Annotated in this window: 24 protein-coding genes; 7 read left to right on the top strand and 17 right to left on the bottom strand. The window is 46.8% G+C overall.

Translation table 11 applies throughout. The features are described 5' to 3' along the window. Nucleotides 1–39: 39 nt before the first annotated feature. Nucleotides 40–1104 carry a sulfate/molybdate ABC transporter ATP-binding protein gene (locus L1N97_RS10565; RefSeq protein ID WP_229585910.1) on the top strand — a complete coding sequence of 355 codons (1065 nt, stop codon included), beginning with the start codon at nt 40–42 and terminating at the stop codon, nt 1102–1104. 23 nt (nt 1105–1127) lie between these two features. Here L1N97_RS10565 and mnhG read toward each other — a convergent pair whose 3' ends face one another. The 9 genes from mnhG to cysP all read right to left on the bottom strand — a co-directional run bounded on the left by mnhG (nt 1128) and on the right by cysP (nt 9976). Next, the gene (gene mnhG, locus L1N97_RS10560; protein ID WP_236129766.1) at nt 1128–1502 is read right to left on the bottom strand and encodes a monovalent cation/H(+) antiporter subunit G; all 375 of its coding nucleotides are present in this window, start codon (nt 1500–1502) and stop codon (nt 1128–1130) included. Beyond that, on the bottom strand, nt 1499–1777 hold the full coding sequence (locus L1N97_RS10555; protein WP_229585912.1) for a K+/H+ antiporter subunit F: 279 nt from the start codon (nt 1775–1777) through the stop codon (nt 1499–1501). The genes mnhG and L1N97_RS10555 overlap by 4 nt, the downstream gene beginning before the upstream one ends. Continuing rightward, the gene (locus L1N97_RS10550; RefSeq protein WP_229585913.1) at nt 1774–2274 is read right to left on the bottom strand and encodes a Na+/H+ antiporter subunit E; all 501 of its coding nucleotides are present in this window, start codon (nt 2272–2274) and stop codon (nt 1774–1776) included. Before L1N97_RS10550 ends, L1N97_RS10555 begins: the two co-directional genes overlap by 4 nt. Then, on the bottom strand, nt 2271–3866 hold the full coding sequence (locus L1N97_RS10545) for a monovalent cation/H+ antiporter subunit D (RefSeq protein ID WP_236129765.1): 1596 nt from the start codon (nt 3864–3866) through the stop codon (nt 2271–2273). The genes L1N97_RS10550 and L1N97_RS10545 overlap by 4 nt, the downstream gene beginning before the upstream one ends. Next, complete coding sequence (locus L1N97_RS10540) at nt 3863–4213, bottom strand: Na+/H+ antiporter subunit C (protein ID WP_236129764.1); 351 nt, start codon at nt 4211–4213, stop codon at nt 3863–3865. The genes L1N97_RS10545 and L1N97_RS10540 overlap by 4 nt, the downstream gene beginning before the upstream one ends. Continuing rightward, nucleotides 4213–7107 (bottom strand): monovalent cation/H+ antiporter subunit A, encoded by a 2895-nt coding sequence (locus tag L1N97_RS10535; RefSeq protein ID WP_236129763.1) that lies wholly within the window; start codon nt 7105–7107, stop codon nt 4213–4215. The genes L1N97_RS10540 and L1N97_RS10535 overlap by 1 nt, the downstream gene beginning before the upstream one ends. A 219-nt stretch (nt 7108–7326) precedes the next feature. Continuing rightward, nucleotides 7327–8142, bottom strand: coding sequence for a sulfate/thiosulfate ABC transporter permease CysW (gene cysW / locus L1N97_RS10530; RefSeq protein WP_236129762.1), 816 nt, complete (start codon nt 8140–8142; stop codon nt 7327–7329). Next, nucleotides 8139–8975 (bottom strand): sulfate/thiosulfate ABC transporter permease CysT, encoded by an 837-nt coding sequence (gene cysT, locus L1N97_RS10525; protein WP_236129761.1) that lies wholly within the window; start codon nt 8973–8975, stop codon nt 8139–8141. The genes cysW and cysT overlap by 4 nt, the downstream gene beginning before the upstream one ends. Continuing rightward, nucleotides 8975–9976 (bottom strand): thiosulfate ABC transporter substrate-binding protein CysP, encoded by a 1002-nt coding sequence (gene cysP, locus L1N97_RS10520; protein ID WP_236129760.1) that lies wholly within the window; start codon nt 9974–9976, stop codon nt 8975–8977. The genes cysT and cysP overlap by 1 nt, the downstream gene beginning before the upstream one ends. Nucleotides 9977–10278: 302 nt before the next feature. Between cysP and L1N97_RS10515 the strand changes: the two genes are divergently transcribed. Then, complete coding sequence (locus tag L1N97_RS10515; protein WP_236129759.1) at nt 10279–10575, top strand: hypothetical protein; 297 nt, start codon at nt 10279–10281, stop codon at nt 10573–10575. A gap of 297 nt (nt 10576–10872) precedes the next feature. On the opposite strand, the gene L1N97_RS10510 is transcribed toward L1N97_RS10515, so the two are convergent. Next, nucleotides 10873–11847 (bottom strand): GGDEF domain-containing protein, encoded by a 975-nt coding sequence (locus L1N97_RS10510; RefSeq protein WP_236129758.1) that lies wholly within the window; start codon nt 11845–11847, stop codon nt 10873–10875. 469 nt (nt 11848–12316) lie between these two features. Here L1N97_RS10510 and L1N97_RS10505 point away from each other — a divergent pair, with 469 nt between their 5' ends. Further along, entirely contained in the window at nt 12317–12790 is a 474-nt protein-coding gene (locus tag L1N97_RS10505; RefSeq protein WP_236129757.1) for an energy transducer TonB, read from the top strand. A 97-nt stretch (nt 12791–12887) separates the two neighbouring features. On the opposite strand, the gene L1N97_RS10500 is transcribed toward L1N97_RS10505, so the two are convergent. The 3 genes from L1N97_RS10500 to L1N97_RS10490 all read right to left on the bottom strand — a co-directional run bounded on the left by L1N97_RS10500 (nt 12888) and on the right by L1N97_RS10490 (nt 15173). After that, nucleotides 12888–13286 carry a glutaredoxin family protein gene (locus tag L1N97_RS10500; RefSeq protein WP_236129756.1) on the bottom strand — a complete coding sequence of 133 codons (399 nt, stop codon included), beginning with the start codon at nt 13284–13286 and terminating at the stop codon, nt 12888–12890. A gap of 71 nt (nt 13287–13357) precedes the next feature. Beyond that, nucleotides 13358–14680, bottom strand: a complete 1323-nt coding sequence (gene dinF / locus L1N97_RS10495; RefSeq protein ID WP_229585927.1) for an MATE family efflux transporter DinF — start codon at nt 14678–14680, stop codon at nt 13358–13360. A 55-nt stretch (nt 14681–14735) separates the two neighbouring features. Beyond that, entirely contained in the window at nt 14736–15173 is a 438-nt protein-coding gene (locus L1N97_RS10490) for an Lrp/AsnC family transcriptional regulator (RefSeq protein ID WP_229585928.1), read from the bottom strand. A gap of 138 nt (nt 15174–15311) precedes the next feature. Here L1N97_RS10490 and astA point away from each other — a divergent pair, with 138 nt between their 5' ends. From astA to L1N97_RS10470, 4 genes are all read left to right on the top strand, one after another. Then, nucleotides 15312–16334 (top strand): arginine N-succinyltransferase, encoded by a 1023-nt coding sequence (gene astA / locus L1N97_RS10485; RefSeq protein WP_236129755.1) that lies wholly within the window; start codon nt 15312–15314, stop codon nt 16332–16334. A gap of 71 nt (nt 16335–16405) precedes the next feature. Further along, the gene (locus L1N97_RS10480; protein ID WP_236129754.1) at nt 16406–17209 is read left to right on the top strand and encodes a DUF1338 domain-containing protein; all 804 of its coding nucleotides are present in this window, start codon (nt 16406–16408) and stop codon (nt 17207–17209) included. Between the two features lie 139 nt (nt 17210–17348). After that, a complete protein-coding gene (locus L1N97_RS10475; RefSeq protein WP_236129753.1) occupies nt 17349–17945 on the top strand; it encodes a sugar O-acetyltransferase in 597 nt (198 codons plus the stop codon). A gap of 54 nt (nt 17946–17999) precedes the next feature. Beyond that, nucleotides 18000–19484, top strand: coding sequence for an FG-GAP repeat domain-containing protein (locus tag L1N97_RS10470; RefSeq protein ID WP_236129752.1), 1485 nt, complete (start codon nt 18000–18002; stop codon nt 19482–19484). Between the two features lie 76 nt (nt 19485–19560). On the opposite strand, the gene L1N97_RS10465 is transcribed toward L1N97_RS10470, so the two are convergent. From L1N97_RS10465 to L1N97_RS10450, 4 genes are all read right to left on the bottom strand, one after another. Then, nucleotides 19561–19956 (bottom strand): CBS domain-containing protein, encoded by a 396-nt coding sequence (locus L1N97_RS10465; RefSeq protein WP_229585933.1) that lies wholly within the window; start codon nt 19954–19956, stop codon nt 19561–19563. A 9-nt stretch (nt 19957–19965) separates the two neighbouring features. Next, nucleotides 19966–20313 (bottom strand): P-II family nitrogen regulator, encoded by a 348-nt coding sequence (locus L1N97_RS10460; RefSeq protein ID WP_229585934.1) that lies wholly within the window; start codon nt 20311–20313, stop codon nt 19966–19968. After that, complete coding sequence (locus L1N97_RS10455; RefSeq protein ID WP_229585935.1) at nt 20310–21785, bottom strand: DUF1538 domain-containing protein; 1476 nt, start codon at nt 21783–21785, stop codon at nt 20310–20312. Before L1N97_RS10455 ends, L1N97_RS10460 begins: the two co-directional genes overlap by 4 nt. A 247-nt stretch (nt 21786–22032) precedes the next feature. Next, nucleotides 22033–25203 carry an amidohydrolase family protein gene (locus tag L1N97_RS10450; RefSeq protein ID WP_236129751.1) on the bottom strand — a complete coding sequence of 1057 codons (3171 nt, stop codon included), beginning with the start codon at nt 25201–25203 and terminating at the stop codon, nt 22033–22035. Nucleotides 25204–25483 lie beyond the last annotated feature (280 nt).

The following is a 25483-nucleotide window of genomic DNA, read 5'->3' as shown; positions in this document are numbered from 1 at the left end:
GGGTTGTCCAGCTGCAGAGCTGGCCGCGAAGAGGCTGCAATGAGTATCCATATTGAACAGATCAGTAAACGTTTTGGGCAATTTCAGGCGTTAAACCAGATTAATCTGCAACTGAATACCGGTGAGCTCACGGCGCTACTAGGCCCGTCTGGCTCGGGTAAAACCACCTTATTACGAATTATTGCGGGCTTAGAGCAGGCCGATAGCGGCCTTATTCGCTTTAATCAGCAAGATATTAGTCAGCAACATGTGTCTGAGCGCGGTGTTGGGTTTGTGTTTCAGCATTACGCCTTGTTTAAGCATATGACGGTGTTTGAAAACGTGGCTTATGGTTTAACGGTGAAACCGAAAAAACTGCGGCCAAGCAAAGCCGACATTGCAAAAAAAGTGCATAACCTGCTCGAGTTAGTGCAACTAGGCTGGACTGCCGACCGCTATCCAGCGCAATTATCCGGTGGGCAACGCCAACGCATTGCCTTAGCGCGAGCACTCGCGGTAGAACCTAAAATGTTGTTATTAGACGAACCTTTTGGTGCGCTCGATGCCAAGGTGCGTGCTGAGTTACGCCGTTGGCTGCGCCGTTTACACGATGAGATCCATGTAACCAGCGTGTTTGTTACGCACGATCAGGAAGAAGCACTAGAGGTTGCGGATCGTATCGTTGTGATGAATCAAGGCCAAATTGAGCAGCACGGTACGCCTGAGCAAGTGTATGATCATCCGGCCAATCCGTTTGTGTATGAGTTTTTGGGTAATGTCAATTTGTTCCATGCCAGGGTTAATCAAGGTCAAACCCATATCGGCAAAGCCGCGATGCCCGCGCCAGAGCATAGCAGTGCTGCTGAGCAGGCCGGTTTAGCGTATGTCAGGCCGCATGAAATTGACGTCTTTAATCATCCGCAAACCGATGCGATACCGGTAACCATTGATTTAATTACGGTGGTAGGGCCGACAGTGCGCTTAGAAGTACAAGCGACCGAGCTGGCACAGCTGGTGCACATTGAACTGCCCAAAGCGCAATTTAATACGCTGAATTTAGTGACCGGAGCACCAGCTTGGATCCAACCTCGGTATAGTAAAGTGTTTTTAGGCGAAGGTATTTAATACCTTACCAACACCAAGGCCTGCTAGGCTGATGGGGGTTGGCTAGACTTTGCGCTGTCGTGCTGTGCTTGTTTGTGGGTGTTGCGTAAATCTCGATAAACCGCCGCGCGCATTAACAACATGGCACTGACTGGGGCCGTGAGCAGTACAAAAGCGCTGATTAACAGTTCATGCAGCACAGGTCGCAGCCCTAAACCGCTAAAATACAGCATCGACGCCAGCACAAAACAGGTGGTACCAAAAGTAATGCTGATCGCCGGGCCATGGATGCGCTGATAAAAATGCGGTAGACGCACTAAGCATAAGGTACCAATTAAGGTGATTAGGCTACCGGCAATTAACAGCAAGGTTACCGGTACTGCGATCCACGCAGGGATCGACTCGGCTAATTCAATCATTCGATCACCTCTCCACGTAATAAAAACTTCGCTAAGGCCAAGGTAGAAACAAAGCCAATTAGAGCAATTAACAATGCGATTTCGAAATACAACACGCTGCCAAAACTGATACCGAGCACCAGAATAAATAGCATGGCCACCATCCATAAAGTGTCTAAGGCTAACACCCGATCCTGAGCAGCGGGGCCACGGATCAAGCGAATACCACAGCAGAGCATGGCAAGCAGTAAACAAAATTGGCTAAAATATAATGCCACTGTCAGTAACAGGCTCATTGGCTTGCCCCTTCAAAAATCTCGATCAAAGGTTGTTCATAGCGCTGTTTAATGGTGTCTATCCACCAGGCTTCATCATGTAAATCAAATACATGTAAAGATAACTCATGTGTATCTGGCAGAATTTCTACCCAAACGGTGCCAGGGGTTGAATTAATAATACACGATAAAACGGCAAGCCCTGTGACATCCCGTAAATGCAATGGCACACGAATAAATTGCGAATTCAGTTGATGTTGGCGCCGAAATAAAATGATGCGGCTGACATTAATACAAGAACGGACAATTTCAGTAGCCGACCATGCCAGTAAACGAAATAGTACCCAAGGCTTGCGAATACGAGAGCCTTTAATGGCTAACGGCGCACAATACATAGGGATAACCCATGCGAGCAGGCCGCCTAAAAGCAGTTGAGAAAGGGCCAATGATTGATTAAGTAATAGCCATATCACGATTAAGCTAACCGATAACAATGGACTAGGCAGCAGTTTATTCATGGTGCCTCCTTGCGTGTCGGTAAAGTGCTTAAGACCTGCTCGATATAACGTTGTGGATGTTGTAAGTCAGCAGTAATACGCTCTAGTAAGTTATGTAGCGGCTCAGCAAAAAAAGCTAAGCTAATACAAAGCACTAACAGCAGTAGCACGGGGCCTGCTTCATTTAATTTTAAGCGCGGGCTGGTGGTGGCTTGTGCTGTCCAAAAGCTGCGCACGCCAAAGCGCATAAAGGCAATAATAGCGGTTAACCCTGCCAGCATGAGCAAAATAAGCAACAGCCAATGGCTTAAGCTAAAGGGTAGCTGCAACAGATGATGCAAGATATTAAATTTGGCGATAAAGCCCGATAGTGGCGGTAAGCCTGCAATAATAAGCGCACAGGCTACAAAACTCATACCTAAAAAGGCCATTGCCGCAGGGATCGCCACGCCAGCTGACTCCTGCTTTTCTTCCTCTGGGGCAAAAAACTCCATACTTAATGCAAACACGCTATCGGCCGGCGTGTAGATCCGTTCAATCAATTCAGTTAACAACACAAAAGCGGTTACCGCTAAAGTAGAGCTGATCAAATAAAACAGCATAGCACTGAGCATACTCGGCTCGGCTAAGCCTAATAAGGTGAGCAATAAGCCTGAAGATATCACCGCACTGTAACTGGCTATGCGACTGGACTCCTGTGACGCGAGTAAACCCAGCGCGCCAAAAGCCAAGGTCATTAAGCCGGCATAAAGTAGGAAATCAGCAGCAAAACCGGCCGAGGCACCGCTATTGGCACCAAATAAAAGGTAATACAGCCGCAGCAGAATATAAATCCCCAGTTTGGTTAAAAAGACCAACATGGCGGCCACTGGCGGGGATGCGGCCGAGTAGGTCGTCGGCAACCAAAACCCAAGAGGCCAAATGGCACTTTTTGTTAAAAAAGCCACCGCCAGCATGGCAGCACCTGCGTGCAGTAATTGCCGTGGTTCGTCCGCTAGTGTTGGCATTTTCGCCGCTAAATCGGCAAAGTTTAATGTGCCAGTTGCAGAATAGACTAAAGCAATACCCAGTAAGAAAAACACCGCCGCCAGCAGATTCACCACGATATATTGCATACCGGCGCGGATCCGCGTGATGTTGTAACCATGTAATAACAGCCCATAAGATGCGGCGAGCATCACTTCAAAAAACACAAATAAATTAAATAGATCGCCGGTCAGTAAGGCGCCATTAATACCCATTAATAAAAACTGGAACAAGGTATGAAAATGCACACCTAAACGCGCCCAGCGGCTATAAGAAAATATTAACGCGGCATTGGCCAGTAATGCCCCGACTAATAAAAATAGCGTAGCCAAACGATCACCGACCAGCACAATACCGAAAGGCGCAGCCCAGTTAGCGGACAATACTACCAGCAAGCCTTGTTCGGCGGGGGCGCTATCGGTGATACCCAGCAGCAGGACGGCCAGAAAGAATAGCAGTAGGGTACTGGTTTGATTAATAAAAAACTTAAGTTTGTGATGGCGTTCGTTTATTAGCAGCAGCAAGGCGCCGGTGAATAACGGCAACAAAATCGGTAATACGATGATCTCGGCTAAAAGCAAACTCATTCGTCGTGCTCCAGCTCTTTACCATCGACGTGATCGGTACCGGTTAAACCACGAGAGCCTAATAACACCACCAGATATAACGCCGAGGTCGCAAAGCCAATCACAATGGCGGTGAGTACCAAGGCTTGCGGCAACGGATCGGCATAGAGCCCTTCGATAAAACTGACGGCTTCGCTGGCAAAAGCGGGACGATTGACCTGAATTTTGCCGGTAATAAACAGAAATAAATTCACCGCATAAGACAACAGTAACAGGCCAATAATCACCTGAAAGCTGCGTGGCCGTAAGATCAACCAAATACCTGAAGCAAACAAAATGCCGATGCTAGTTGCTAAAATCAGTTCCATTAATGGCGCTCCTCTGCGGTGTCTGTCTCTGTTTTAATACCCGGGATACGATGGCTGCGCACAGCTTGGTGGGCGATAGCGATTAAGATCAGCATGGTGGTGCCAACCACTACTGCAAAGATGCCCAAATCAAAAAACATCGCACTGGGTAAATGCAGCTTGCCCAGCAGGGGTAAATCGAGGTGCAAGGTATGCGTGGTTAAAAACGGATGGTCAAAATACCAAGCCATAGCCCCGGTTAGTGCCGCTAGCACTAAGCCAAAACTGAGCCAGCGGTGCGGTTGTAGTTTGAAGCGGGCTTCAACCCAGGCCGTGCCAGACAGCATATATTGAATAATTAACCCTACCGAGAAAATCAGCCCGGCAATAAAGCCGCCGCCGGGTAGGTTGTGGCCACGTAAAAAGAAGTAGGCGACCACCAGCAAAATAATAGGTAACAGCAAGCGTAAATAGACGCCTGGGATCTGTAAATAACCGCTGATGGCTTGTTCACTGGGCAGTTGTGAATAAGCCGGGTCCAGAGGATTGCGTTGTTGCGGTGGGATCTTAATGCTCTCAATAGCAGGGCGAAAACGTCGCAGTAGGGCATAGACCGTTAATGCCACGATGCTTAATACCGCAATCTCGCCCAGCGTATCTAAACTTCGATAATCCACTAACAGTAAATTGACAACGTTGCTGCCGCCGCCCTCAGGTATGGCTTTTTCTAAGTAAAAACGACTTAAGGTGGCGTTATCTGGCTGGCGCAAAATAATATAACTGATAACAGCTAAAGCAGTACCAGCACTGATGGCAATGATTAAATCGCGAATGCGGCGTAACCGATCGCGTGCCGATGCCTGTAAATCCAGTTTTTTCGCCGCAATACGCGCCGGCAGCCAGCGTAAACCGAGCAGTAATAATACCGTGGTGACGGTTTCCACCATCAGTTGTGTTAAGGCTAAATCGGGTGCCGATAACCACAAAAACGTGACACTGGTGGCGATACCGGTACCCCCCACTAAAATAAGGGCGGCTAAACGGTGAAATTTTGCCTGCCAGGCCGCGGCAATGGCACAGCTACAGCCCACTAACCATAGCAATGCAAAAGCCAAACTGAGCGTGTCGTTTGGCCAACTGACACTGAGTGTTGGCCAAGCTGATAACAGCCATATCGATGCCGCTAACCCCGCTAAAATCATCCATATTAATTGCGGTTGTAAGCGGCGGGTACTGAGCTGCCGCTCTAAGCGTGCGGCGCTGGCAGCGAGGATCAGCATGGTGGTTTCGTAAGCCGCTTTACCATTTAAGCGATGCAATAACGGCACCCGATCACGCTGATGCAATTGGCAGTAACGGCTGAGCCAAAAATAAAAACTGATACCGCCAACAAAGGCCAATACACTCATTACCAGCGGCAGGTTAACGCCATGCCAAATGGCTAACGAGTATGCGGGTAGGGCTTGACCCAACACTGATTGTGCGGCGCCGTGTAACACCGGCCCGATACTTAATTCAGGTAAGACCCCCACCACAAAACAGCACAGCACTAAAAACTCAACCGGAAAGCGCATCCAGCGTGGCGGTTCATGCGGGTTGGCTTTAACCGTTTGCACTGGGCCAAAAAACACCTGAATAAAGCGTAGCGAATAAGCCACGCCAAAAATCCCCATTAACACCGCCGCGGCCGACATCCACCAATTTGAGCTTGAGCCGACTAACAACGCCTCGGCAAAGAACATTTCTTTGGATAAAAAGCCATTTAACAACGGCACACCCGCCATCGCTGCGCTGGCCACGATGGCTAACGTGGCAGTGTAGGGTAACACGTGGCGTAAGCCACTGAGCGCGCGCATATCACGACTGCCGCTTTCATGGTCAATGATACCTACGGCCATAAATAACGAGGCTTTAAAGATGGCATGATTTAACGTGTGGAAGATAGCCGCCACCATGGCTAAAGGCGTGCCGATGCCCAGTAAGCATACAATCAGGCCAAGATGACTAATAGTAGAGTAGGCCAGTAGGCCTTTTAAATCATGTTGAAAAATCGCCAAAAAAGCGCCGACCAACATGGTACAGACCCCAGCAGTGCCGATGATCCATGTCCATTCTGGTGTGCCCGCGAGCACCGGCCACAGTAACATCAATAAAAAGATGCCTGCTTTAACCATGGTAGCGGAATGTAAAAAGGCCGAAACCGGCGTAGGGGCGGCCATGGCATGCGGTAACCAAAAGTGAAATGGAAATTGTGCGCTTTTACTTAAGGCTCCTATTGCCACTAACAGCACTATAGCCAAGTACCAAGGATGTGCCTGAATGACCGTGCTGGCTTGGCGCACCTGATCCAAGTCGTAGCTGCCCGCGACATGGCCAAGTAATAACACCCCAATAAATAAACACAAGCCACCAAAGGCGGTAACGGTAAAAGCCATTCGAGCACCACGGCGAGCGTCGGGTCGATGATGCCAATAACCAATTAATAAAAAGGAGGTAAGACTGGTTAACTCCCAAAACATCACCAGCTGTATTAAGTTGCCAGATAACACGATACCTTGCATCGCGCCCATAAAGGCCAACAGAAAAGCGAAAAAGCGCGGTACCGGATCTTTAGGTGACATATAGTAGCGAGCGTAAACCACCACGAGTAAACAGATCCCTTGGATTAACGCCGTAAACAGCCAGGCTAAACCATCAAGCCGAAACACCAAGTTTAAATCGATAGCCGTGAACCAACGGATTTCTTGGCGTAAACTCAGCCCTTCGGCAATAACCGGATATTGAGAAAAGGTCAGCAGCAAACCACTCAGTGCAATCAGTGCGGCAAACCAGGCTTCGCGGTTTCGCGCATGTGCAGGCATAAAGGCCGCGATAAGCGCGCCGACAAAGGGCAGTAAAATCAGTAACAGTAGCATTTCGCTCCTTGCAAATATCTGCTGTTAAATAAAGAGTATAGAGAGTAGGTATTTACGCCCGCAAAGGCATTGACCTGTCTTTGCCACTAAGGTGTTGCCATCTTAGCATTACTGGCTGCCTTTTCAGCTTAGCAATGTTTAAAAATACCGATAAAAAGCCTCAATCTGAGGGTATTAGCGCCAATTTCGTGTTTAGCTTTGCCATTTTAACTAAAACGCTTATTCAAGCCGTTGCAGGCGCCATTGTAAAACGGCTTTGACGATGAGCGTGGCAATCGCCATCAAGGTTAATAAAGCGGCGGCAATAAAGGCTCCCGTCGTATTGTAATCTTGCTGCAATAACTCGATATGCAAGGGTAAGGTATTGGTTTGGCCGCGTATCGTACCTGAAACGACGGAGACCGCACCAAACTCACCGACCGCACGCGCGTTAGTGAGGATTACGCCATATAACAGTGCCCAACGAATATTCGGAAAGGTAATATGCCAAAACACTTGCCAACCACTGGCGCCTAGCAACACCGCGGCTTCTTCTTGTTCGGTGCCCAGAGTAGACATTAAGGGCACGAGTTCTTTCACCACAAAAGGGCAAGACACAAACACGGTGACCATCACTAAGCCTGGCCATGCAAACATCAGCTGCATATCGGCGGCGTCTAGCCACTGGGCAAAAGGACCGTTGCTTCCATAAAGCAATAAATACAATAAACCGGCGACCACGGGTGACACTGCAAAAGGGATATCTATCAGCGTTAGCAATAAGCGGCGGCCAGGAAACGTAAAACGGGTGACACACCACGCAATTAAGGTACCAAACAGCACATTAATGGGCACGGTTAAACCTGCCACTAATAAGGTTAGACCGATGGCATGCAACATATCCGCATCTTGCAAATTCTGCCAAACACCGCCAACACCGGCAGCAAAGGCGGCGATAAAGATAAAGATCAGTGGCACCAACAGCAGCAGCACACTCAAGGTCATGCCGGTACCAATTAGCCACCATTTTAAGGGCTGTTTTACCTGAGCCGTCATTTTAATGCTCCAGTAATGTGTTGATAGCGCTGCTGAATACCATTAATAATAAATAACAATAGTAATGAACTCAGTAACACCACACTCGCAATCGCCGCGGCAGCAGCATAATCAAACTCTTGTAAGCGTACAAAGATCATCAGAGAGGTCACTTCTGTTTGCCAGGGTAAATTACCTGCAATAAAAATAACCGCGCCAAATTCTCCTAAGCTGCGGGTAAACGACAAGGCGGTACCGGTTAATAAAGCGGGTTTAATTTCCGGTAAGATCACCCGAGTAAAAGTTTGTAATGGGCTTGCCCCCAGCGTCGCCGAGGCTTCTTCGTATTCAGGGCCAAACTCTTCTAAAACGGGCTGAACGGTGCGTACCACAAAAGGCACGCTGGTAAACAGCATGGCGATGACAATACCCAACCAGGTATAAGACACCTTGATATCCCATAGCGCAAAATATTGGCCATACCAACCTTGAGTAGCAAACAATGCCGCCAAGGTTAAGCCGGCTACCGCCGTGGGTAAGGCGAAGGGTAAGTCCATTAAGCCATCAAGTAACAGCCGGCCAGGAAAGCGATAGCGCGTTAAGATCCACGCCATCAACAAGCCAAAAAACAAATTCAGTATGCTGGCCACTAAGGCGGCCGACAGTGTGACTTGGTATGTGGCCACCACGCGGGGATCGCTAATAATGGCCCAATATTCGGCTAGGCTCAGTTGCGCTACTTCCATCACCCAGCCGGTTAATGGCAATAAAATAACCAAACCGATAAAAAATAGACTGCTGCCTAAGCTAATGGAAAAACCCGGTAACACTCTTTTGGTTTGGTAAGCAGCCATTAGTTGCGGCGTCCTTCAGCTAAAATTTTATCCAGTTCTGCGTTACTGCCAAAGTGCTGCTTATTCACTTGCTCCCAGCTGCCAAATTGTTGCTCAACGGTGAACAATTCCGTTGCTGGAAATTGTGCTTGGCTGCTAGCTTGCACTTTTGGGTGATGTACTCGATAGAAGTAACTCGCTAACACCTGCTGGGCTGGCTCAGAATATAAAAAGTTTAAGTACGCTTTTGCTTGTGCAGTGGTGCCATTACGCTCAACATTTTTGTCGATCCACGCTACCGGGAACTCCGCTAAAATATTGGTTTTCGGTACCACGCGTTCCAGCTGTAACTCGGGGTATTGCTTGATGATGTTGTTCACTTCCGATTCAAACGTAATCAGTACATCGCCTAATTGCCGCTCAACAAAAGAGGTTGTAGCGCCGCGACCGCCGGTATCAAACACGACTACGCGGCGTAAAAAATCGACCATCCAATTTCGCGCGGCTTGATCATCAGCAAGCCGCAACTTGGCTGCACCGTAGGCCCCTAAATAAGTGTAACGGGCATTGCCAGAGGTTTTTGGGTTAGGAAAGACTAAGGCGACATCGTCTTTAGTGAGGTCGGCCCAATCTTGAATATGCTTTGGGTTTCTCTTCCGAACCAAAAACGCCATGGTGGAGTAGTAAGGTGAGCTGTTATTGGCCAGCCGTTCACGCCAATTCTGCGGCAGTAACTTACCGCGCTTGTACAAAATATCGATGTCGGTACTTTGGTTAAAGGTGACGACATCCGCCCGCAGCCCTTGAATAATGGCTTGCGCTTGGCGTGAAGAACCGCCATGCGATTGGTTAATGGTTAATGTTTCACCGCTTTCAGCTTGCCAGTGCGCCACAAACAACGGGTTAATTTCAGCAAAGAGTTCGCGGGCGATATCATAGCTGCTATTGAGCAACTCTTTAGCCACTAACGCCGGACTTAATACACTGCTGCTAAGCACCACAGCCAATAATAGGTTACGCATTGTCATTCACTCCTTCATGATCAGGGGTGTTAGTTTAATATGCGTATTGGTTACTACAAGAGAGTTAGTAATGCCATTTTGTTATATAGCATAGTTAGAAGCTATATGCTGTTGGTGGTACAGCTTCTGTCTGAACACTTTTCAGAGCTGTAATTGTTTAAATGATCGTCGATTTTTGTTGTTGTTTCATTAATAAAATTGTTAAAAAATCGCGTTGAGCTATATTGTTAATGATGGTTAATTAAAAGATAGCAAGTTGCTTTATGACGGATATGGCGTGTAAAGTTTAAAGGAGTTCACAAATGCGTAATTGGATGACCAAGAAAAGAATAATGATGCTGGCGACTTTGCCCGTGGCAGGCCTGATTGTTACTATTTTATTGAACCTAGTCGTTGGGCCAGGCTATTCCACGTCAATCAATCAGGGGGCGGTTGCCGTGTATTTTCTTGCTACTGTTTTATGGTCTGTTGCCGCTATTATTGCGGGTGTGTATATGTATTCTAAGTGTAGTTCGATGAATACCCAAAAATTCATTCCTGGTATTCTTTCCGTTGGTTTAGGTGCGGGATTACCTTGGATCATTGGTATGCAACTGTAATAGCCAATAATCTAAGGAATACGTTAGTGACAGTCAGAAAGAGAGGAGAGCACTAACACGATAGGTGTGTTTGCTGCTGATGGTGATACTGCGAGTAACGGGGCGGTAAACGCTTTTAAGCCGCTTAAATTACCCTACAGATTTGTACAATAAACCATCAATCCTTGCTGTGCAACTGTAAAACCTAGCACGAGAATGGTCCAGGTATTGGTGTTGATTGAGTGCGAGCTATTTTTTATGCCGCAAAGCGCGTTAAAGGCGAGTGGTTTTCTGGCTAGTATAGGCTGAGCACCGTTTTCACTCGTCACTAAACACTGCACGGTCACGCCCGTTAGCTTTAGCTAAATATAGCGCCTCATCGGCACGTTTTAACCAGCTATCTTCCGTCGTACCTGGCAGCCATGTTGCTACGCCAAATGACACGGTGATTGCTTGGCCATCAGGTGTTTTTAACGCGCCTTTAATCGCCGTTCTCAGATGTTGAATAAAGGTGTGATGCTGCTCATTGATTTGCGGGATCAATAACACAAATTCTTCACCACCGAACCGATACAGCCGATCATATTGCCTTATTTGCGACGTGGTAAAAGCCACAAAATCTTTGAGTACCTGATCGCCGACCGCATGGCCAAACCGATCATTGATAGCTTTAAAATAGTCCAAATCGAGAATGGCTAACAAGGGTTTGCCACCGTTACGTTCTGCGGTTGCTAGGGCGGCTGTTATATCCACGCTCATGGCTCGGCGATTAAAGGCGCCGGTAAGTGCATCGACTGTATTGAGGGTTTCCAATAAACTAAATTGTTTAGCGCTATGGCTGGCATAAACAAAGGAGCTTAGAGACAACATTAAAATGGAAATAATGTACGAGTCGAGTGACACAATCACAAAAATGTCGGAGAGCAGCGCCAGCGCAATACCGGCGAGCATATTAATACTAAAGGCTTCAACTGGCTTAACTAAAATAAAAGTACTGGCGAAAACTGGGTAGATCCATAAAAAACTGTCTATACCATTAGCGCTGCCAATAGCAACAACCCCGGCATTAATAAAGATGGCAATGATGATGCTGACCATACGAATATGCAAGCTGAAATAGGCATAAGCAACTAACACGATAATGCCCAAAACCAGCGTGATATCGATGACCGCTGCTATCATGTTACCTTCTAGGTAACGTATTACGGCGAAAGGTAAAACGCCCAGCACAGCAACCACACCAAGTAACAACAGCAACGACAGTTGATATTTTTGCTGTAACTGATTAATCATAACCGTCTCGTTTAAATGAAATGAGTATATTTATCACTTTGCATATTAACATGAAGAAAACGTTATTATTATTTTATCTTCCTTCAATACGTGCAGTGCGGTTATCAATACTTTTTCAGTTTATCGAAGCAAAAACCTGCGCTAGTTGGTTATTGCGATCAGTTTAGTGTTCAACTGACAAGCATGATTTTGAAACCTACCGAGTTGTTAACGGATTGTATTGTTGCATTTGCCACCCTTAACTGTAATATGTTGTTAATAAATTTTTACGGCAGTTCAGAGGGTGCTCAAGCCCCGCGATAGCTCGGGCGGCAAGTTTGTGTTTATGCACACAGCAAGCTGCCTTCAGCTTGCACAGTTCTGTGTCGGTAATACGCAAGCGGCGTTAAGCATTTAGCATAAAGCATATCAGTGAAACAATTTAAGCCGAAGTTTGGCGTCATAAATCAAAAACTAGAGGGAATTAGTGATGAAAAAAGTCGTGTGTTTAAGCGTGTTAGGTGTGCTTTTAATCGGTTGTAAAGCCAATGATTCGGTACAAGGTACTGATCACGCCGCCGCACTGGCTGGGCTGAATTATCTCAATCTGACGGCTGAAGATAAAAAAGATTTATTAGATGAATATTGGATAGCCGAAAAAAAACAAGAACCACGTTATCCGCTTGATGCTGCGTTTAACCAGCTATCAGGTTGTGTCGATATGCTTGTGGGTATTGATAAAGACGGCAAAGCTACAGCGGTATCGATTATCACGTCTTATCCCAAGGGCATTTTTGATGCAAACGCTATAGAAGCCTTATCGCACTGGCAATGGGTCGCCAGTGCAAAGAACAGTGCTAAACAACCGGTGCTAACTTCAATCCAATTTGATTTTACGGTCAGTGGTTCTAAAAACCTGACTAAGGCTGAGCAGCAATGCAATTATGTGCATACAGTTGATTAGCCGTTAAAACCGTTGTGTCAACGATGCCCAGTAAGGCCATCGTCAGCTCATCACATTGGGGATTTCAAAATAGCGCATATTCAATGCGCTATTATCATTAAGAACGGCTGGCGGCCACTAGGTTTTGTAAGTGTAAGATAATCGCATCAGATTCATACAGCCACTGCGTTTCACCCAAGTCATCTTTGATCTGCAAACAAGGTACTTTCACTTTACCGCCACCGCTAAGCAGTTGTTGCCGGTACTCGGCATGGTGCTGGGCGTCACGTTTTTGGATGTTTAAGCCTAAACGGGCCATCTCTTTACGCACTTTAATGCAAAAAGGGCAGGCGGCAAATTGATACAGCGCCAATTGCTGGCAGGCTTGAGTTAATTGCTGTTGTTGCTCGGCGCTATGAGGCATAGGGCTTGGGGTGCTGAGTTTTTCAGCCAGTAACATAACAGGGGTTAATACCAAACGAATAAAGCGAAAAAATAAACGGATGATCACACGCATAAACAACTCTGCTGCTCGTCATTGAATAAAAAATAGTGGCGCAGCATAGCACAATTTAGCGGTTTTTTGCTTTAACGAAATAGCACCACGATGCCTTGGCGATACAGCGGCCAGGCTAAACTTAAACCGCGTAATAACATAAATAGCGACAAGGCTAGCCAAAGCGCATGATTATTTAAATTTTGTAGCAGCAGGTAGCACAGCACAAAGCCACTAAAGGCAAGCAACATACTGTTTCTCATCGCGCGTGCTTGAGTTGCCCCAATATAAATGCCATCAAGCAAGTAGCCCCAAACGGCTAACAGTGGTAGTCCAATTAGCCAAGGCAGATACAGGTTTGCTTGCTGTTGCACCGCGGTAATAGAAGTTAAGCTGCTAATAATCGTCGAGCCTGCCAGCCAAAACAGCGCGCTGAATAGCATCCCTAATAACCATCCCCAGCCGGCCAAGATCTTAAGCAACAGCCGCAACTCGCTTTGATCTTTTGCACCAACCGCTTTACCTGTCAGTGCTTCTGCGGCATAGGCAAAGCCATCTAAGGCATAAGATACCAGCATTAAAAAGGTGATCAGCACTGCATTTGCCGCAACTATAGTATCGCCAAAACTGGCACCCCGAAAAGCGATAAATACAAACACCAGTTGTAGGCATAGGCTGCGAATAAAAATATCGCGGTTTAAAGCAAAGAGTCGGCTATAACCGTCGGTTGAGAGCAGTTGCGGCCAGTTTAAAGTGCCCAGTTGCTGTTGTCGCCATAAGCGGCGCACCAAGTAAAGCCCAACGGCCAGCGTACTGTAATCGGCCAAAACTGATGCTGCCGCGACACCACTGACTTTCCAGTCAAAGCCTAAGACAAATAACAGATCAAGCAAGATGTTAATGGTTTGATTCAGCAGGAGTAGCCACATGGGATAACGGGCGTTTTGCAGGCCCAAAAACCATCCGAGTAACACCATATTCAGCAGGGCGGCAGGGGCGCTCCAAATACGGATCTGAAAATAGATCTCAGCCTGTGTTAACACTTCCGTGCTCGCACTGCTGAGCTTATAGACGATTGGCATTACCCATGGATGCACGATTAACAAAAGTATCGCTAAGCAGAGCGCCACTAAGCCTGCTTGCAGTAAACTTTGGCGCAAAGCCTGTTGGTTATTGCGGCCTAAAGCTTGTGCCGTCAAACCGGTGGTGCTCATACGTAAAAAGCCGAGTAACAAAAACACTAAGCTAATTAAACTGCTCCCCAGCGCCACACCGCCCAAATACCATGCCTGTGCTAAATGCCCTACCACGGCGGTATCGACCAACGATAGTAATGGGATGGTGAGGTTGGAGGCAATCATGGGCAGTGCAATCAATAGCACTTGCTTTTGTTTAGGATGCTGTAAATTTAACAACGCTGAGGCAACTTGCTGCTGTTCATATTAGGGCCGTTCCTCTCATTCATAAGACTTAAAACGCTTGGCGTTTAAATTTGGTTTCTAAAATGACCGACGAGGTGGTACGTTCAACGCCTTCTAAATTACCAATATCATCAAGTAAATGACTCAGTTGCTCAGTACTCTGAGCTTGCACAATCGCAATTAAATCGTACTCGCCACTGATGGCATAAAGAGCGGCTATTTGTGGAATGTGTTTCAATTCGTTATTGGTACGTGCTGTCAGCTTTTGTTTCACTTTGATGCTAACGTGTGCTGCCACTAAACTGGCTAACCAGTTTTCGCCCACCTCAACGGTATAGCCTTTGATCACGCCGGTTTCTTGCAATTTTTGCAAACGATTTTGCACCGTGGCGCGAGACAAGGATAAGGCTCGTGCCAGATCGGAAATACTCGCGCGTGCATCTTTTTGCAGCAGTGCGAGCAGTTTTTCATCTTCTTTGCTTATCACTTTGTATTATGTCCTTAGCAAATTGCAATATAACTCTTTTATTCTGTTAAAAATGATACTGCAAAATGTCAGCTATGGCGAATATAATGGCATTTCGACGAGTTACTGTTTTCTCGCTTATTCGCTGAGGCTTTGTGTATGTTATTGATCCGACCGATTACGACGGCTGATTTTGCCGCCTTAAAACAAATTGCGGTGGAATCCGGCCCTGGCTTTACCTCTTTACCGGTGCATGATGAGCGTTTACAACACAAAATTGCCCATGCTTCGCACAGTTTTAATGTGGATGTTTCTGCACCAGGCGATCACGGTTATTTATTTGTGTTAGAAGACTGCAACACAGGTGAAATTGTCGGTACCACCGGTATTGAAGCGGCCGTTGGCTTGCATACGCCGCTGTATCACTTTCAACAAAACACCGTGATCCATCACAGCGCAGAGTTGAATGTATTAAACCAATTAAAAACCTTGACGCTATGTAACGACTACACCGGTGCATCAGAAATTTGTACTTTATTTTTACGTGAAAGTTATCGACGTAACCATGCTGGGCGCTTTCTGTCTAAGGTGCGGTTTTTATTTATGGCCGAGCATCCGCAGCGCTTTTCTGACATCGTGATTGCCGAAATGCGGGGTGCCACCAATGCCGAGGGCAAGCCGCCTTTTTGGAATTGGTTGCAGAACTTGTTTTTAACCATCGACTTTCCTACGGCCGATAAACTGATTGGTGTCGGCAAAAAGGCTTTTATTGCTGAGTTGATGCCGCGTCATCCTATTTATGTTGGCTTACTGCCTACTGAGGCGCAGCAAGTGATTGGTCAGGTGCATGAAAATACTAAGCCAGCGTTAAAAATGCTGGAAAAAGAAGGCTTTAAGCATCGGGGGTACATTGACTTGTTTGATGCTGGCCCAACGGTAGAAGCCCGCTTACAAGATATTCGTTCGGTCGCGTTAAGTCGCCGTGTACCGGTGACCATTAAAGAAGTGCGTGGTGAGCGCACTTTAGCTGTGGCGAACACTGCCCTGAGTGAGTTTAGAGCCAGTTTTGGTAAAAATGCCCAGTTTGATGAACAACAACAACAGTTACAGATCAGCGCAGAGTTAGCCGCCGCCTTGCAATTGGCCGAAGGTGATTTTGCACGTTTTATTAATTTAGATTAATGTCGGTGCAGCCGCGTTTGTTACTATCAACACACGCGGCTGTGCCAGCCTAGCCATTAGTGGGAGTTGCAATGCATACTTGTGTAAAAAGCTTATTTGAAAATTTATGGCAAAATTACCTGACGGTAACGCCATCAGCTCGTCAAGTGCACCAGTTGTTGGGTTCATCACAAAAAGATGATGTGATTAATGACCATATTGCGCTACGTACCTTTAATTTACCGAAAGTCAGTTTAGATAAGCTGGCAGCGCATTTTCTGGCGCTGGGCTATACCGAGTGTGGTGAGTACCATTTTGAAGCTAAAAAGCTTTATGCCAAGCATTTTGAACATGCGGATACCAGCCTACCCAAAGTGTTTATTTCTGAATTGTTATTAGATAAGTGCTCTGCCTCGCTGCGTGATAGGATCACCGCATTAGTGGCACAGATCCCTGAAGATGCCGTAACCGCGGATAACTTTTTATACTCGGGTACGCATTGGCAAATTGACAGCGCCACCTATGCCGCTTTATTAGCTGAGAGCGAATACGCAGCATGGACCGCCGCTTGGGGTTATCGCGCAAATCATTTTACGGTTAACGTGAATGATTTACAGAAGTTCGATAGCCTAGAACAAGTGAATGAAGCGTTAAAAAGCGCAGGATTTTTATTGAATACGTCAGGCGGCGAAATTAAAGGTACGCCAGAGGTGTATTTAGAGCAATCCTCAACGTTAGCCGATATTGTGCCGGTACAGTTTAGCGATGGTGAAGCGCAGATCCCAAGCTGTTTCTATGAATTTGCTCGCCGTTATACACTGCCCAATGGCAAGCTGTACACCGGTTTTGTCGCGGCTTCAGCCGACAAGATTTTTGAAAGCACCAACGCCCGCTAAGCATCGTATTTACGAATAAGGCCCCGCACTATGCTCTATAGTGCGGGGCTTTTTTAGTGCGGTGCAAAGCCTGACGGTTTGTTAATTTTACTGGGTAAACTCAAATAACTTTGTTAGTCTAGGCCTTTGTAATAGTGAGATGGCCGCTGTGACTGAATATGAGAAAATGCTTAATGCTCAATGGTATAACCCATTAGATAAAACCTTACGTGAATTGCGTTTAGCCACTCGACATCTGTTATATAAATTTAACAAAACCTCGCCTGAACAAGTGAAAATTCGACGCACGCTGCAACAAGATTTATTTGCTGAAGTGGGCCGTGATGTCTTTATTGAACCGCCTTTTTTCTGTGATTATGGTCAGCACATTCGACTGGGCGATAAGGTGTTTTTTAACTTTAACTGCGTGGTGCTGGATGTCGGTTGGGTGACAATTGGTAACAACGTGTTTTTCGGTCCTGCAGTGCAAATTTATACGGTTAATCATCCTTTAGCGGCAGATGAGCGGCGCAGCGGTATCGAGCAAGCGTTACCCATTAACATTGCCGATGATGTATGGATCGGCGGGGGTGTGATTATTTGTCCTGGCGTGAGCATTGGAGCAAGAAGCGTTATTGCTGCAGGCAGCGTTGTTACTAAAGATGTGCCTGCTGATGTTGTTGTGGCAGGTAATCCCGGTAGAGTGTTGCGCAGCTTAACTGCTGACACCGCCGCTGATACCCAGGTGCAAAGTTAAACTTTTTGGCTCTATGACACGTAGTTAACGCAGATTATTTAAGGGAAGAACATTATGCGCTTTATTACCGCGCTGGGTATATGGATCACGCTTGCTATCCCGGGTATTTATGCCCCCTTTAGTGCAGCCTTTGAAATGGATCGGGTACATGTGGCCCTAAACCACCCAGCAAATGGCAGTATCATGATGCTGCAAGGCCAAAATCAATTACTGGTGTCTGGCTTTAGTCAATTCGAGCGTTGGTTAACCCTCGTGGAACTGGAGCAATATCAAACGTTAGCCGTGCCTATTCCAGCCAACGCGCAGTTTTTCAGTAAAGCGCGATTAGTCGGCTATGAGGCCGAGCAGTTAGTTTTTTTAACCGCTGACGGCATTGTGCATTACCAACAAGCCAGTGCCGGTTCATTATCCACCGGGCGCTTTCAACCTTTGCTGGCCAGCAGTTCAATGTTTCGAGTGATTGATGAGGTGCGTTTACGCGAACGTCAATTTGCCCTTGATTTGGGGTCGGGGCGCAGCGACTTTTTAATTGCCGATTTTCAACATATGCACCTGTATCGCCAGCAAGCGGATGGGCAGTTTGTGCATTATGCGTTACCCGTTAGCGCAAGAATACAAACTTGGGGCAATAATCGAGCCGATTACTCAGGCCGCCGCCATTATGCGATAGATGTGGATCAAGATGGTTTATTAGATCTGGTGTTTGTGCAACAAGGCCGTTTTAGTGTATTTCTGCAGCAAGCGGATGGCAGTTTCGCACTAGAGCCTTATTATCCCAGTTGGCCGGTGTTGCTCTCAACCGAACGCCAAGCTGACCAACGCTCGGATGCGGGGCGCAGCTACTCGGGCCAAAATATCACCACCTTAGAAGATATCACCGATTTAGACGGGGATGGGCTGCCCGATCTGGTACTGAATGTGGAGCAAATAGCCGATGCCTTAGAGCGCAGCAGTCGCTTTCAAATCTTTTTTGGGCGAGCAGCGGATGATGGTGTCACTTATCCAACCGTCGCCGATACCGAAATCAGTATTGATTCAGTGCCTACAGAAGTGGTGATTGGCGATTTTAATGGCGATGGTCGAAAAGACTTTTATATTCCGACCACCAAGATTGGTGTCGGCACCATTGTGCGTGTGCTGCTGCGCGGCAGTGCCAATTTAGATGTCGATTTTTATTTGTTATCTGAAAACCGGAGTTATGCGGCGAAAGCCGATTTTCGACAACAAGCCAAGATTGATGTTAGCATCAGCAATCTGCGCTTCGACATGCCGTTATTTAAACTGATTGATGTGAATGGCGATGGTCGTAAATCGTTGTTACTAGGCGAGGGGGGTAATGAATTACGCTTTTTTGCACCAGATGGCAGCCGTTTGTTTAAGCGTAATAGTGATAAAGTGCAGATGCCCTTACCTCGTGATGCCAGTCGGGTACAGGTTATTGATCTGAACGGGGATAACAAAGAAGATTTGGTTTTACCTTTCGATAGCTTAGATGATGCCGAGTTACGCAATCAACTGATTTTACTATTCAGCCGTTAAGCGCGGCTGACCTTTTTTGGGGCAAGCGTGCTTGCCCCTTATCCATACTCTGAGCACGAACGTCTTGCCAACAGTCTTAATCTAATAAGCTAAAAATATCACTGACCACATCATTCATGGTGATGAGCCCAACTAATTGATTGGCATCGGTAACGACTAAACGTTTTAAGTTATGCTGGCTCATAATGGCCGCCGCGTGTTTTACCGCCAGTTCGGGATGAACACCCAGGGTCGGTTTCACACAGACGTCGTAAACGTTGATCAGATCAATATCGCCATCTTCAGCAATAATGGTTTTTAAGATGTTGCTGTAAGTAATTAAACCAAAAGCATCATGTGCGTTTTGTCGCTCGACCACTAACGACTTAATTTTATGCTGTTTCATTAGCTTTAGCGCATCTCGCAAACTGCTAAAGGCGGAAATAGTGATGACCTGTTGTTGCATTAAATCTTTAACCAATTTTAACGACATATTCCGCTCCTACTGCTGTTCACGAAGGTGTTGCTCGAACTGCATGATTTGCCCCATATCCAAGCCGGTTAGATGATCAATCGGCATGGTAAAGGCAATGCCTCGTGACTCGCCATCTTGCACCAACAATGCCTGCATTTGCTTTAAAATAGGCAGTGATAAATGTTTGGCGACAACCATGAGTAAAATGGTTTGGCTACCTTCGAAGATCATACCGAAAAAAGTTTTTTTCTCTGCACCTCCCATACCGCGGCCTGATAGCAATGTGATGCCACTGGCACCAGCAGCCTTGGCTGCGCTGATTGCTTGTTGTTCAAGCTCTGTTGGCGCAATGACCAAAATGGCAGAAAATTTCATACGTCAGCACTCCTGGATAACCTGATATGTTCAACAATAATGGCATACAGCATAACCGTTATAATGGGGAAAATTGAGGCGAAGGCAATTAAGCCAAAGCCATCAATTAACACATTTCGCCCGTCAATCGCTGAGGCTAAACCAATACCCAAGGCGGTAACCAAAGGCACGGTGACCTCTGAGGTGGTAACCCCACCGAGATCAAAGGCCAGCGCCACGATATAGCGTGGTGCAAATGCGGTTAATATCACCACGATGCAGTAGCCTGCCATAATATAGTAATGAATTGAATCACCGCTAAGAATGCGATACACCCCCAGTGTGATGCCCAGTGCTACGCCTAAAGCAACAATGAGCCTGATCACGGCGGCCCGTAACTTACCTTGTGCTGCTTCTTCAGCTTGTTGAGCGATGGCGATCAACGCGGGCTCTGCCATGGTGGTAGCAAACCCAATCAAAAAAGCGAAAAGTAAGATTAACTGAACCGCGCCCCGAGCAATTAATTGCTCCGCCATCATTTGGCCAATAGGAAATAAGCCTAATTTTAAACCCAGCACAAAAGCATACAAACCGCAGAGCACCATCATAAAACCGATAGTGATTTTTAATGGGTTAGCCAGTGGTCGGCGTAAAATGAAATACTGAAAGACTAAAACCACCAGCATCATGGGTAAGATATCTTTTACTAAGGTGGCTAAATCAACTAGCGCAGTGAGCAACCAATGCCCGTTTTCCACTTGAAGAGTAAGGCTAAGCGTACTGGCGGTTTCAGCAAAGCGATACACCCAAATACCATAAAGCTGCACGCTGATCATCGGCACCATCACGGCCAGCGCCACCAGGCCAAAGCCGTCGGTAAGCGAGCTGCGGCCTTTAATGGAATTAGCTAAGCCCAAACCCAAGGCCGCAATCAGCGGTACAGTCACGATATTGGTGGTGACACCGCCAGAGTCATAGGCCAGCCCAACGATTTCGGCTGGCGCAAAGAAGGTAACTAAGATCACTAGCACATAGCCGCCAATCATCAGCCAATGGATTGGCCAGCCTAAAATAATGCGTAATACGCCCACTGCCATCACAAAGCCAACGGAGCTGGCCACAATAAGGCGCAGTGTTACACCTTGGATCCGGCCCTGACTAATTCGCTCGGCTTGCTCGGCCACGGCAATTAAGGCTGGCTCAGCAATGACGGCGGCGAAACCAATGGCAAAGCCAAAACACATTAATAGCGGTAGCGAGCCTTTACGCGCAAATTGGTTGGCTAAATTTTTTCCTACTGGAAAAATACTGAGCTCTAACCCCAGTAAAAATAAGGCAATACCCACAGCAACAATTAATAAACCTATTAGCAGGCTCAGTGGTTCGGCTGGCAAGGTTTGGAAGATGACTAACTGAAATAGCAATACGACCAGCACGATGGGGAGCAGGTTTTTAAGCGCATGAATAAGCTGCTGTAAAAAAGGGTGTAGCAAGACACCTCCCCGATAGCGTTGTGACAATATCAGGCTTAATGTTAGAGCATTAAAAGCGGCAACGGCTGAAAAAAACCGCAGAAAAATTGATGTAAATTAAATTTAGCATGGTTTCTAAACTGTGATGCAGAGTTTGCACTGAGGTTACTTCGCAAATGCTCAGTCATTAGCACGTAAATAAAGAAGGGGGGAAGAAGCGGGTAAAGCATCAGCGGAGTGTGATCAACACACTCCGCTGAAAACTAACTTAACGTGGTTCGAAGTAGAACGGCTGACGTTTGCGCTCACGTAAACCAATTTCATTCATGCTTGCGGCATCAAATAAGCGACCATTGACCATGGTGTAGACCACTTTATCGGTCACGCGGATATTTTCTAGTGGATTACCGTCGATGACGATTAAGTCAGCCAATTTGCCTGGTTCAATACTGCCAAGTAGATGATCCATACCAAAGGTTTTGGCAGGGTTTAACGTGGCGGTGCGTAAGGCTTCTAACGGTGTCATACCGCCTTGCGCAAACATCCAAATTTCCCAGTGTGCGCCCAAACCTTCACGTTGCCCATGGGCACCGATATTAGCAATCACCCCGACGTCTTTCAGTTCATTTGCCGTTTTTACCACATTAAAGTGGTTATAGTGATGCTCTGGTGCTGTTGGCCGGCGCATACTGCGCGGCGCTAGGCGATCCATCGGGACATATTGGCTTAACCGAGGGTGTTTCCAAACCTCAGTTTTATCGTACCAATAATTTTCGCCCCAAATACCGCCATAAGCCACGTTTAATGTGGGGGTATAAGCGGTGCCACTGGCTTGCCACAATTGTTTAATATCATCATAAACTTTTGCTGCAGGTAAAGCGTGTTCAATAGTGGTGTGGCCATCGACAATCATCGTGAGATTGTGCTGCATTAATGAACCGCCTTCAGGTACTACCATCATGTTCAATTCGCGCGCGGCTTGGATCACTTGCTGGCGCTGATTACGGCGTGGCTGGTTGTAACTTTTCACACTAAAGGCGCCGACTTTTTGTAAGCGCGTTAAGTGAAACTTCGCATCTTCTAGGCTATCGATATGCGAGGTATAACCTGCGCCTTCCGCACCGTAAAGAATCGTACCCGTAGAGAAAATACGTGGGCCAACAATTTGACCGCTGCGTTGTAACTCGCTGGCACTGAAGATCTCACGCGTATCATTAGACGGATCATGAATACTGGTGACACCAAAGGTTAAGCCGGCATAGTTTTCCCAGTTTTGCTGCGGGGTAATTTGCTGCACACCTTGGCTGCCGTGAGCATGGGCATCAAAAATACCGGGCATCAACGTTTTACCAGTAATGTCGAACACTTTGGCGCCTTTGGGAATAGCGATATCCGCACGGCTACCAACGGCTTGGATTTTGTTGTTTTCAACTACAACCACCGCGTCTTGTAACACTTGATCGCCGTTCATGGTAATCACTTGGCCACCGACAAAAGCTACGATCCCACGAGGCATATCAACGGGCATTTTAAAACCTAAAGATACGGCTTGCTCGGTGGGGCTGTGTTGCTGTGCACTTGGGGCGAACAGACCATCGATGCTAGCTTGGTATAACTCAGGACCTAATGTCCAATACAGTTTGTCACTGTCGCCATTCCAGCTGATGTACTCACCTGCGCGTACCGACAATTGTTTCACTGGGAATTGCTTATCGTTGGCGCCAATCGCGATAGCGCTGCCACGTTCAGTAAACGGCGTAACAAACACTTTAAAGCGGTCGGCAAAGGCTAAATGTTTGCCATCTGGCGAGATTTTAAATTCTGTACCAAATTTTGCGGTGTACAGTGTTTGTTGCGTGTGTTTTTGCAGGTCAATGCTGATTAAGCTAGGGGCACTGCCATAATCCATCGCATACACTTTGTCATTATTGGCGCCAAACATGGGGCTGCGACCATTACGAGCGATCAGGGTGGCATCGCCGCCGCGATTGCTGATTTTATATAAACCGGTTTGTAGCGACCATTGCAGTGGCAAAATACCGCCAGCACCGATTTTACGATACACCACGGTTTTGCCATCTGGGCTAAACGTCGGTTCGATATACTTGCCTGGCTCATTGGTCAGTTTGGTCACGCGGTTGTTGCGCAAGTTGATAATATTAACTGCACCTTGCGTTTGGTCATTCCAGCTCACAAAAACCAGCTCGCGGCCGTCGCGAGAAAATTGCGGGTATAGCTCAAAATCGGTCGTTTGACGGGTCAAACGACGCGGTTTAGGATCGTTAATATCGGTGATGTAGAGATGGCCAAGCGCGGTAAAGACCGCTTGTTTACCATCAGGCGAAATCTGAGTAAAACGTAACATTTTTACGTCAAATTCGTCTTGGTCTAAGTTTTGTTTAACCCGTACTGCCGTTTGAATTTGCTTGCTGGTATTCACTTCAAAGGGAATGGTGCTCACTTTTTTATCGCTAAGCGCTAAGCGTTTAATTTCGCCCCCTGCCCAAAAGACCAGATGTTTATTATCAGGTGTCCAGCTGACGGTAGGGTAAACACCGTGAATGGCCCAGGTTTCTTGCATGTCGCGATCTAATCCATCATAGAGTTTGATGTGTTCGCCACTGGTTAAATCATATAAAAACAGCGTGCTTTGAAAGTCGACACGACGAATGTATGCCAAATATTTGCCATCAGGTGAGGGGGTTGGCCGAATTGCACCGCCCGGGCCTGTTAAAATGATATCCATTTTACCGGTTTCACGTTCAAAACGTTTGATGGTGTAAATACCCGATTCTGAGTCTTTGCTGTAGTGGAAGGTTTTGCCTGGCGTATCATCTTGTGAAAAATAAATATAGCGGCCATCGGGTGAGAAGGCGGGCTCACCCAGATCTTTTTGATCATCAGGTCGCTCGGTTAACATCACACCGCTACCGCCACTGATATGGTATTGCCATACCTCACCCGCCCCTAAAGAGCGGCTGGCGGTAAAGTGTTTACGCGCCACAATAAATTGGCTATCTGGGCTCCAAGCGGGGCTGTTGAGTAAGCGAAAGGTTTCGTTGGTAACGGCACGAGGCGCTGAGCCATCGCTGCCCATGAGCCAAATGTTGTCTCCACCATCGCGATCTGAGGTAAAAGCGATGTATTTACCATCGGGGCTAAATACTGGCTGCATATTCCAAGCTATATCGTTGGTCAGCGGCGTGGCTTTACCACCGCTAATCGGCATAGTGTAAATGTCACCCAGTAAATCAAATACCACGGTTTTACCGTCTGGGCTGACGTTAACGTTCATCCAGCTACCTTGTTGTACCTTAATATCAACACTGCTGAATTGACCGATAGGAGCATTAACCTGCCAGGTAGCAGGTTCTGTTTCGGCATAACTAAAAAAGCTACTGATGGCTAACGCGAGTAAGGTTGGAGACTGAATACGCATAAGGATCCTTATTATTGTATTTTTTGTATTTTAGTTAGGGCTTGTTGACATTTGATGGTTGTTTTTGCAGCTGAGTGGCTGGTATTTATACAAGGCAGAGCTTGTGCCGTGTAGTTATTCTACATAAACAAGCGATAACGTAGTAGAAATGCCAGCCACACGCTGCCCGAAGGGTTCGTTTGGCGATGCTTTGCTCTTTGTCTCTCGTCGTTTATTTAGAATAACTAAACTGCACTTCTCGTTTCGCGATCAAAACATCGCCAAACGAACAAAATCTAAA

Origin of the sequence: Rheinheimera sp. UJ63, assembly GCF_021568285.1 — a bacterium.
GTDB classification, from domain to species: Bacteria; Pseudomonadota; Gammaproteobacteria; order Enterobacterales; family Alteromonadaceae; genus Alishewanella; species Alishewanella maricola.
Note: the sequence above shows the minus strand (reverse complement) of the source record. Positions and strands in the feature narration are given on the sequence as shown.

What these genes read in the sequence shown, in the direction of transcription:
- L1N97_RS10565 (WP_229585910.1), top strand. Translation starts at nt 40, where the DNA reads ATGAGTATCCATATTGAACAGATCAGTAAACGTTTTGGGCAATTTCAG.
- L1N97_RS10500 (WP_236129756.1), bottom strand. Translation starts at nt 13,286, where the DNA reads ATGCGTGTGATCATCCGTTTATTTTTTCGCTTTATTCGTTTGGTATTA.
- L1N97_RS10480 (WP_236129754.1), top strand. Translation starts at nt 16,406, where the DNA reads ATGCATACTTGTGTAAAAAGCTTATTTGAAAATTTATGGCAAAATTAC.
- L1N97_RS10550 (WP_229585913.1), bottom strand. Translation starts at nt 2,274, where the DNA reads ATGAATAAACTGCTGCCTAGTCCATTGTTATCGGTTAGCTTAATCGTG.
- L1N97_RS10555 (WP_229585912.1), bottom strand. Translation starts at nt 1,777, where the DNA reads ATGAGCCTGTTACTGACAGTGGCATTATATTTTAGCCAATTTTGTTTA.
- L1N97_RS10450 (WP_236129751.1), bottom strand. Translation starts at nt 25,203, where the DNA reads ATGCGTATTCAGTCTCCAACCTTACTCGCGTTAGCCATCAGTAGCTTT.
- astA (WP_236129755.1), top strand. Translation starts at nt 15,312, where the DNA reads ATGTTATTGATCCGACCGATTACGACGGCTGATTTTGCCGCCTTAAAA.
- L1N97_RS10515 (WP_236129759.1), top strand. Translation starts at nt 10,279, where the DNA reads ATGCGTAATTGGATGACCAAGAAAAGAATAATGATGCTGGCGACTTTG.
- L1N97_RS10510 (WP_236129758.1), bottom strand. Translation starts at nt 11,847, where the DNA reads ATGATTAATCAGTTACAGCAAAAATATCAACTGTCGTTGCTGTTGTTA.
- mnhG (WP_236129766.1), bottom strand. Translation starts at nt 1,502, where the DNA reads ATGATTGAATTAGCCGAGTCGATCCCTGCGTGGATCGCAGTACCGGTA.
- cysT (WP_236129761.1), bottom strand. Translation starts at nt 8,975, where the DNA reads ATGGCTGCTTACCAAACCAAAAGAGTGTTACCGGGTTTTTCCATTAGC.
- L1N97_RS10545 (WP_236129765.1), bottom strand. Translation starts at nt 3,866, where the DNA reads ATGAGTTTGCTTTTAGCCGAGATCATCGTATTACCGATTTTGTTGCCG.
- L1N97_RS10465 (WP_229585933.1), bottom strand. Translation starts at nt 19,956, where the DNA reads ATGTCGTTAAAATTGGTTAAAGATTTAATGCAACAACAGGTCATCACT.
- cysW (WP_236129762.1), bottom strand. Translation starts at nt 8,142, where the DNA reads ATGACGGCTCAGGTAAAACAGCCCTTAAAATGGTGGCTAATTGGTACC.
- L1N97_RS10535 (WP_236129763.1), bottom strand. Translation starts at nt 7,107, where the DNA reads ATGCTACTGTTACTGATTTTACTGCCCTTTGTCGGCGCGCTTATCGCG.
- L1N97_RS10505 (WP_236129757.1), top strand. Translation starts at nt 12,317, where the DNA reads ATGAAAAAAGTCGTGTGTTTAAGCGTGTTAGGTGTGCTTTTAATCGGT.
- L1N97_RS10475 (WP_236129753.1), top strand. Translation starts at nt 17,349, where the DNA reads ATGGCCGCTGTGACTGAATATGAGAAAATGCTTAATGCTCAATGGTAT.
- L1N97_RS10540 (WP_236129764.1), bottom strand. Translation starts at nt 4,213, where the DNA reads ATGGAACTGATTTTAGCAACTAGCATCGGCATTTTGTTTGCTTCAGGT.
- L1N97_RS10460 (WP_229585934.1), bottom strand. Translation starts at nt 20,313, where the DNA reads ATGAAATTTTCTGCCATTTTGGTCATTGCGCCAACAGAGCTTGAACAA.
- L1N97_RS10470 (WP_236129752.1), top strand. Translation starts at nt 18,000, where the DNA reads ATGCGCTTTATTACCGCGCTGGGTATATGGATCACGCTTGCTATCCCG.
- cysP (WP_236129760.1), bottom strand. Translation starts at nt 9,976, where the DNA reads ATGCGTAACCTATTATTGGCTGTGGTGCTTAGCAGCAGTGTATTAAGT.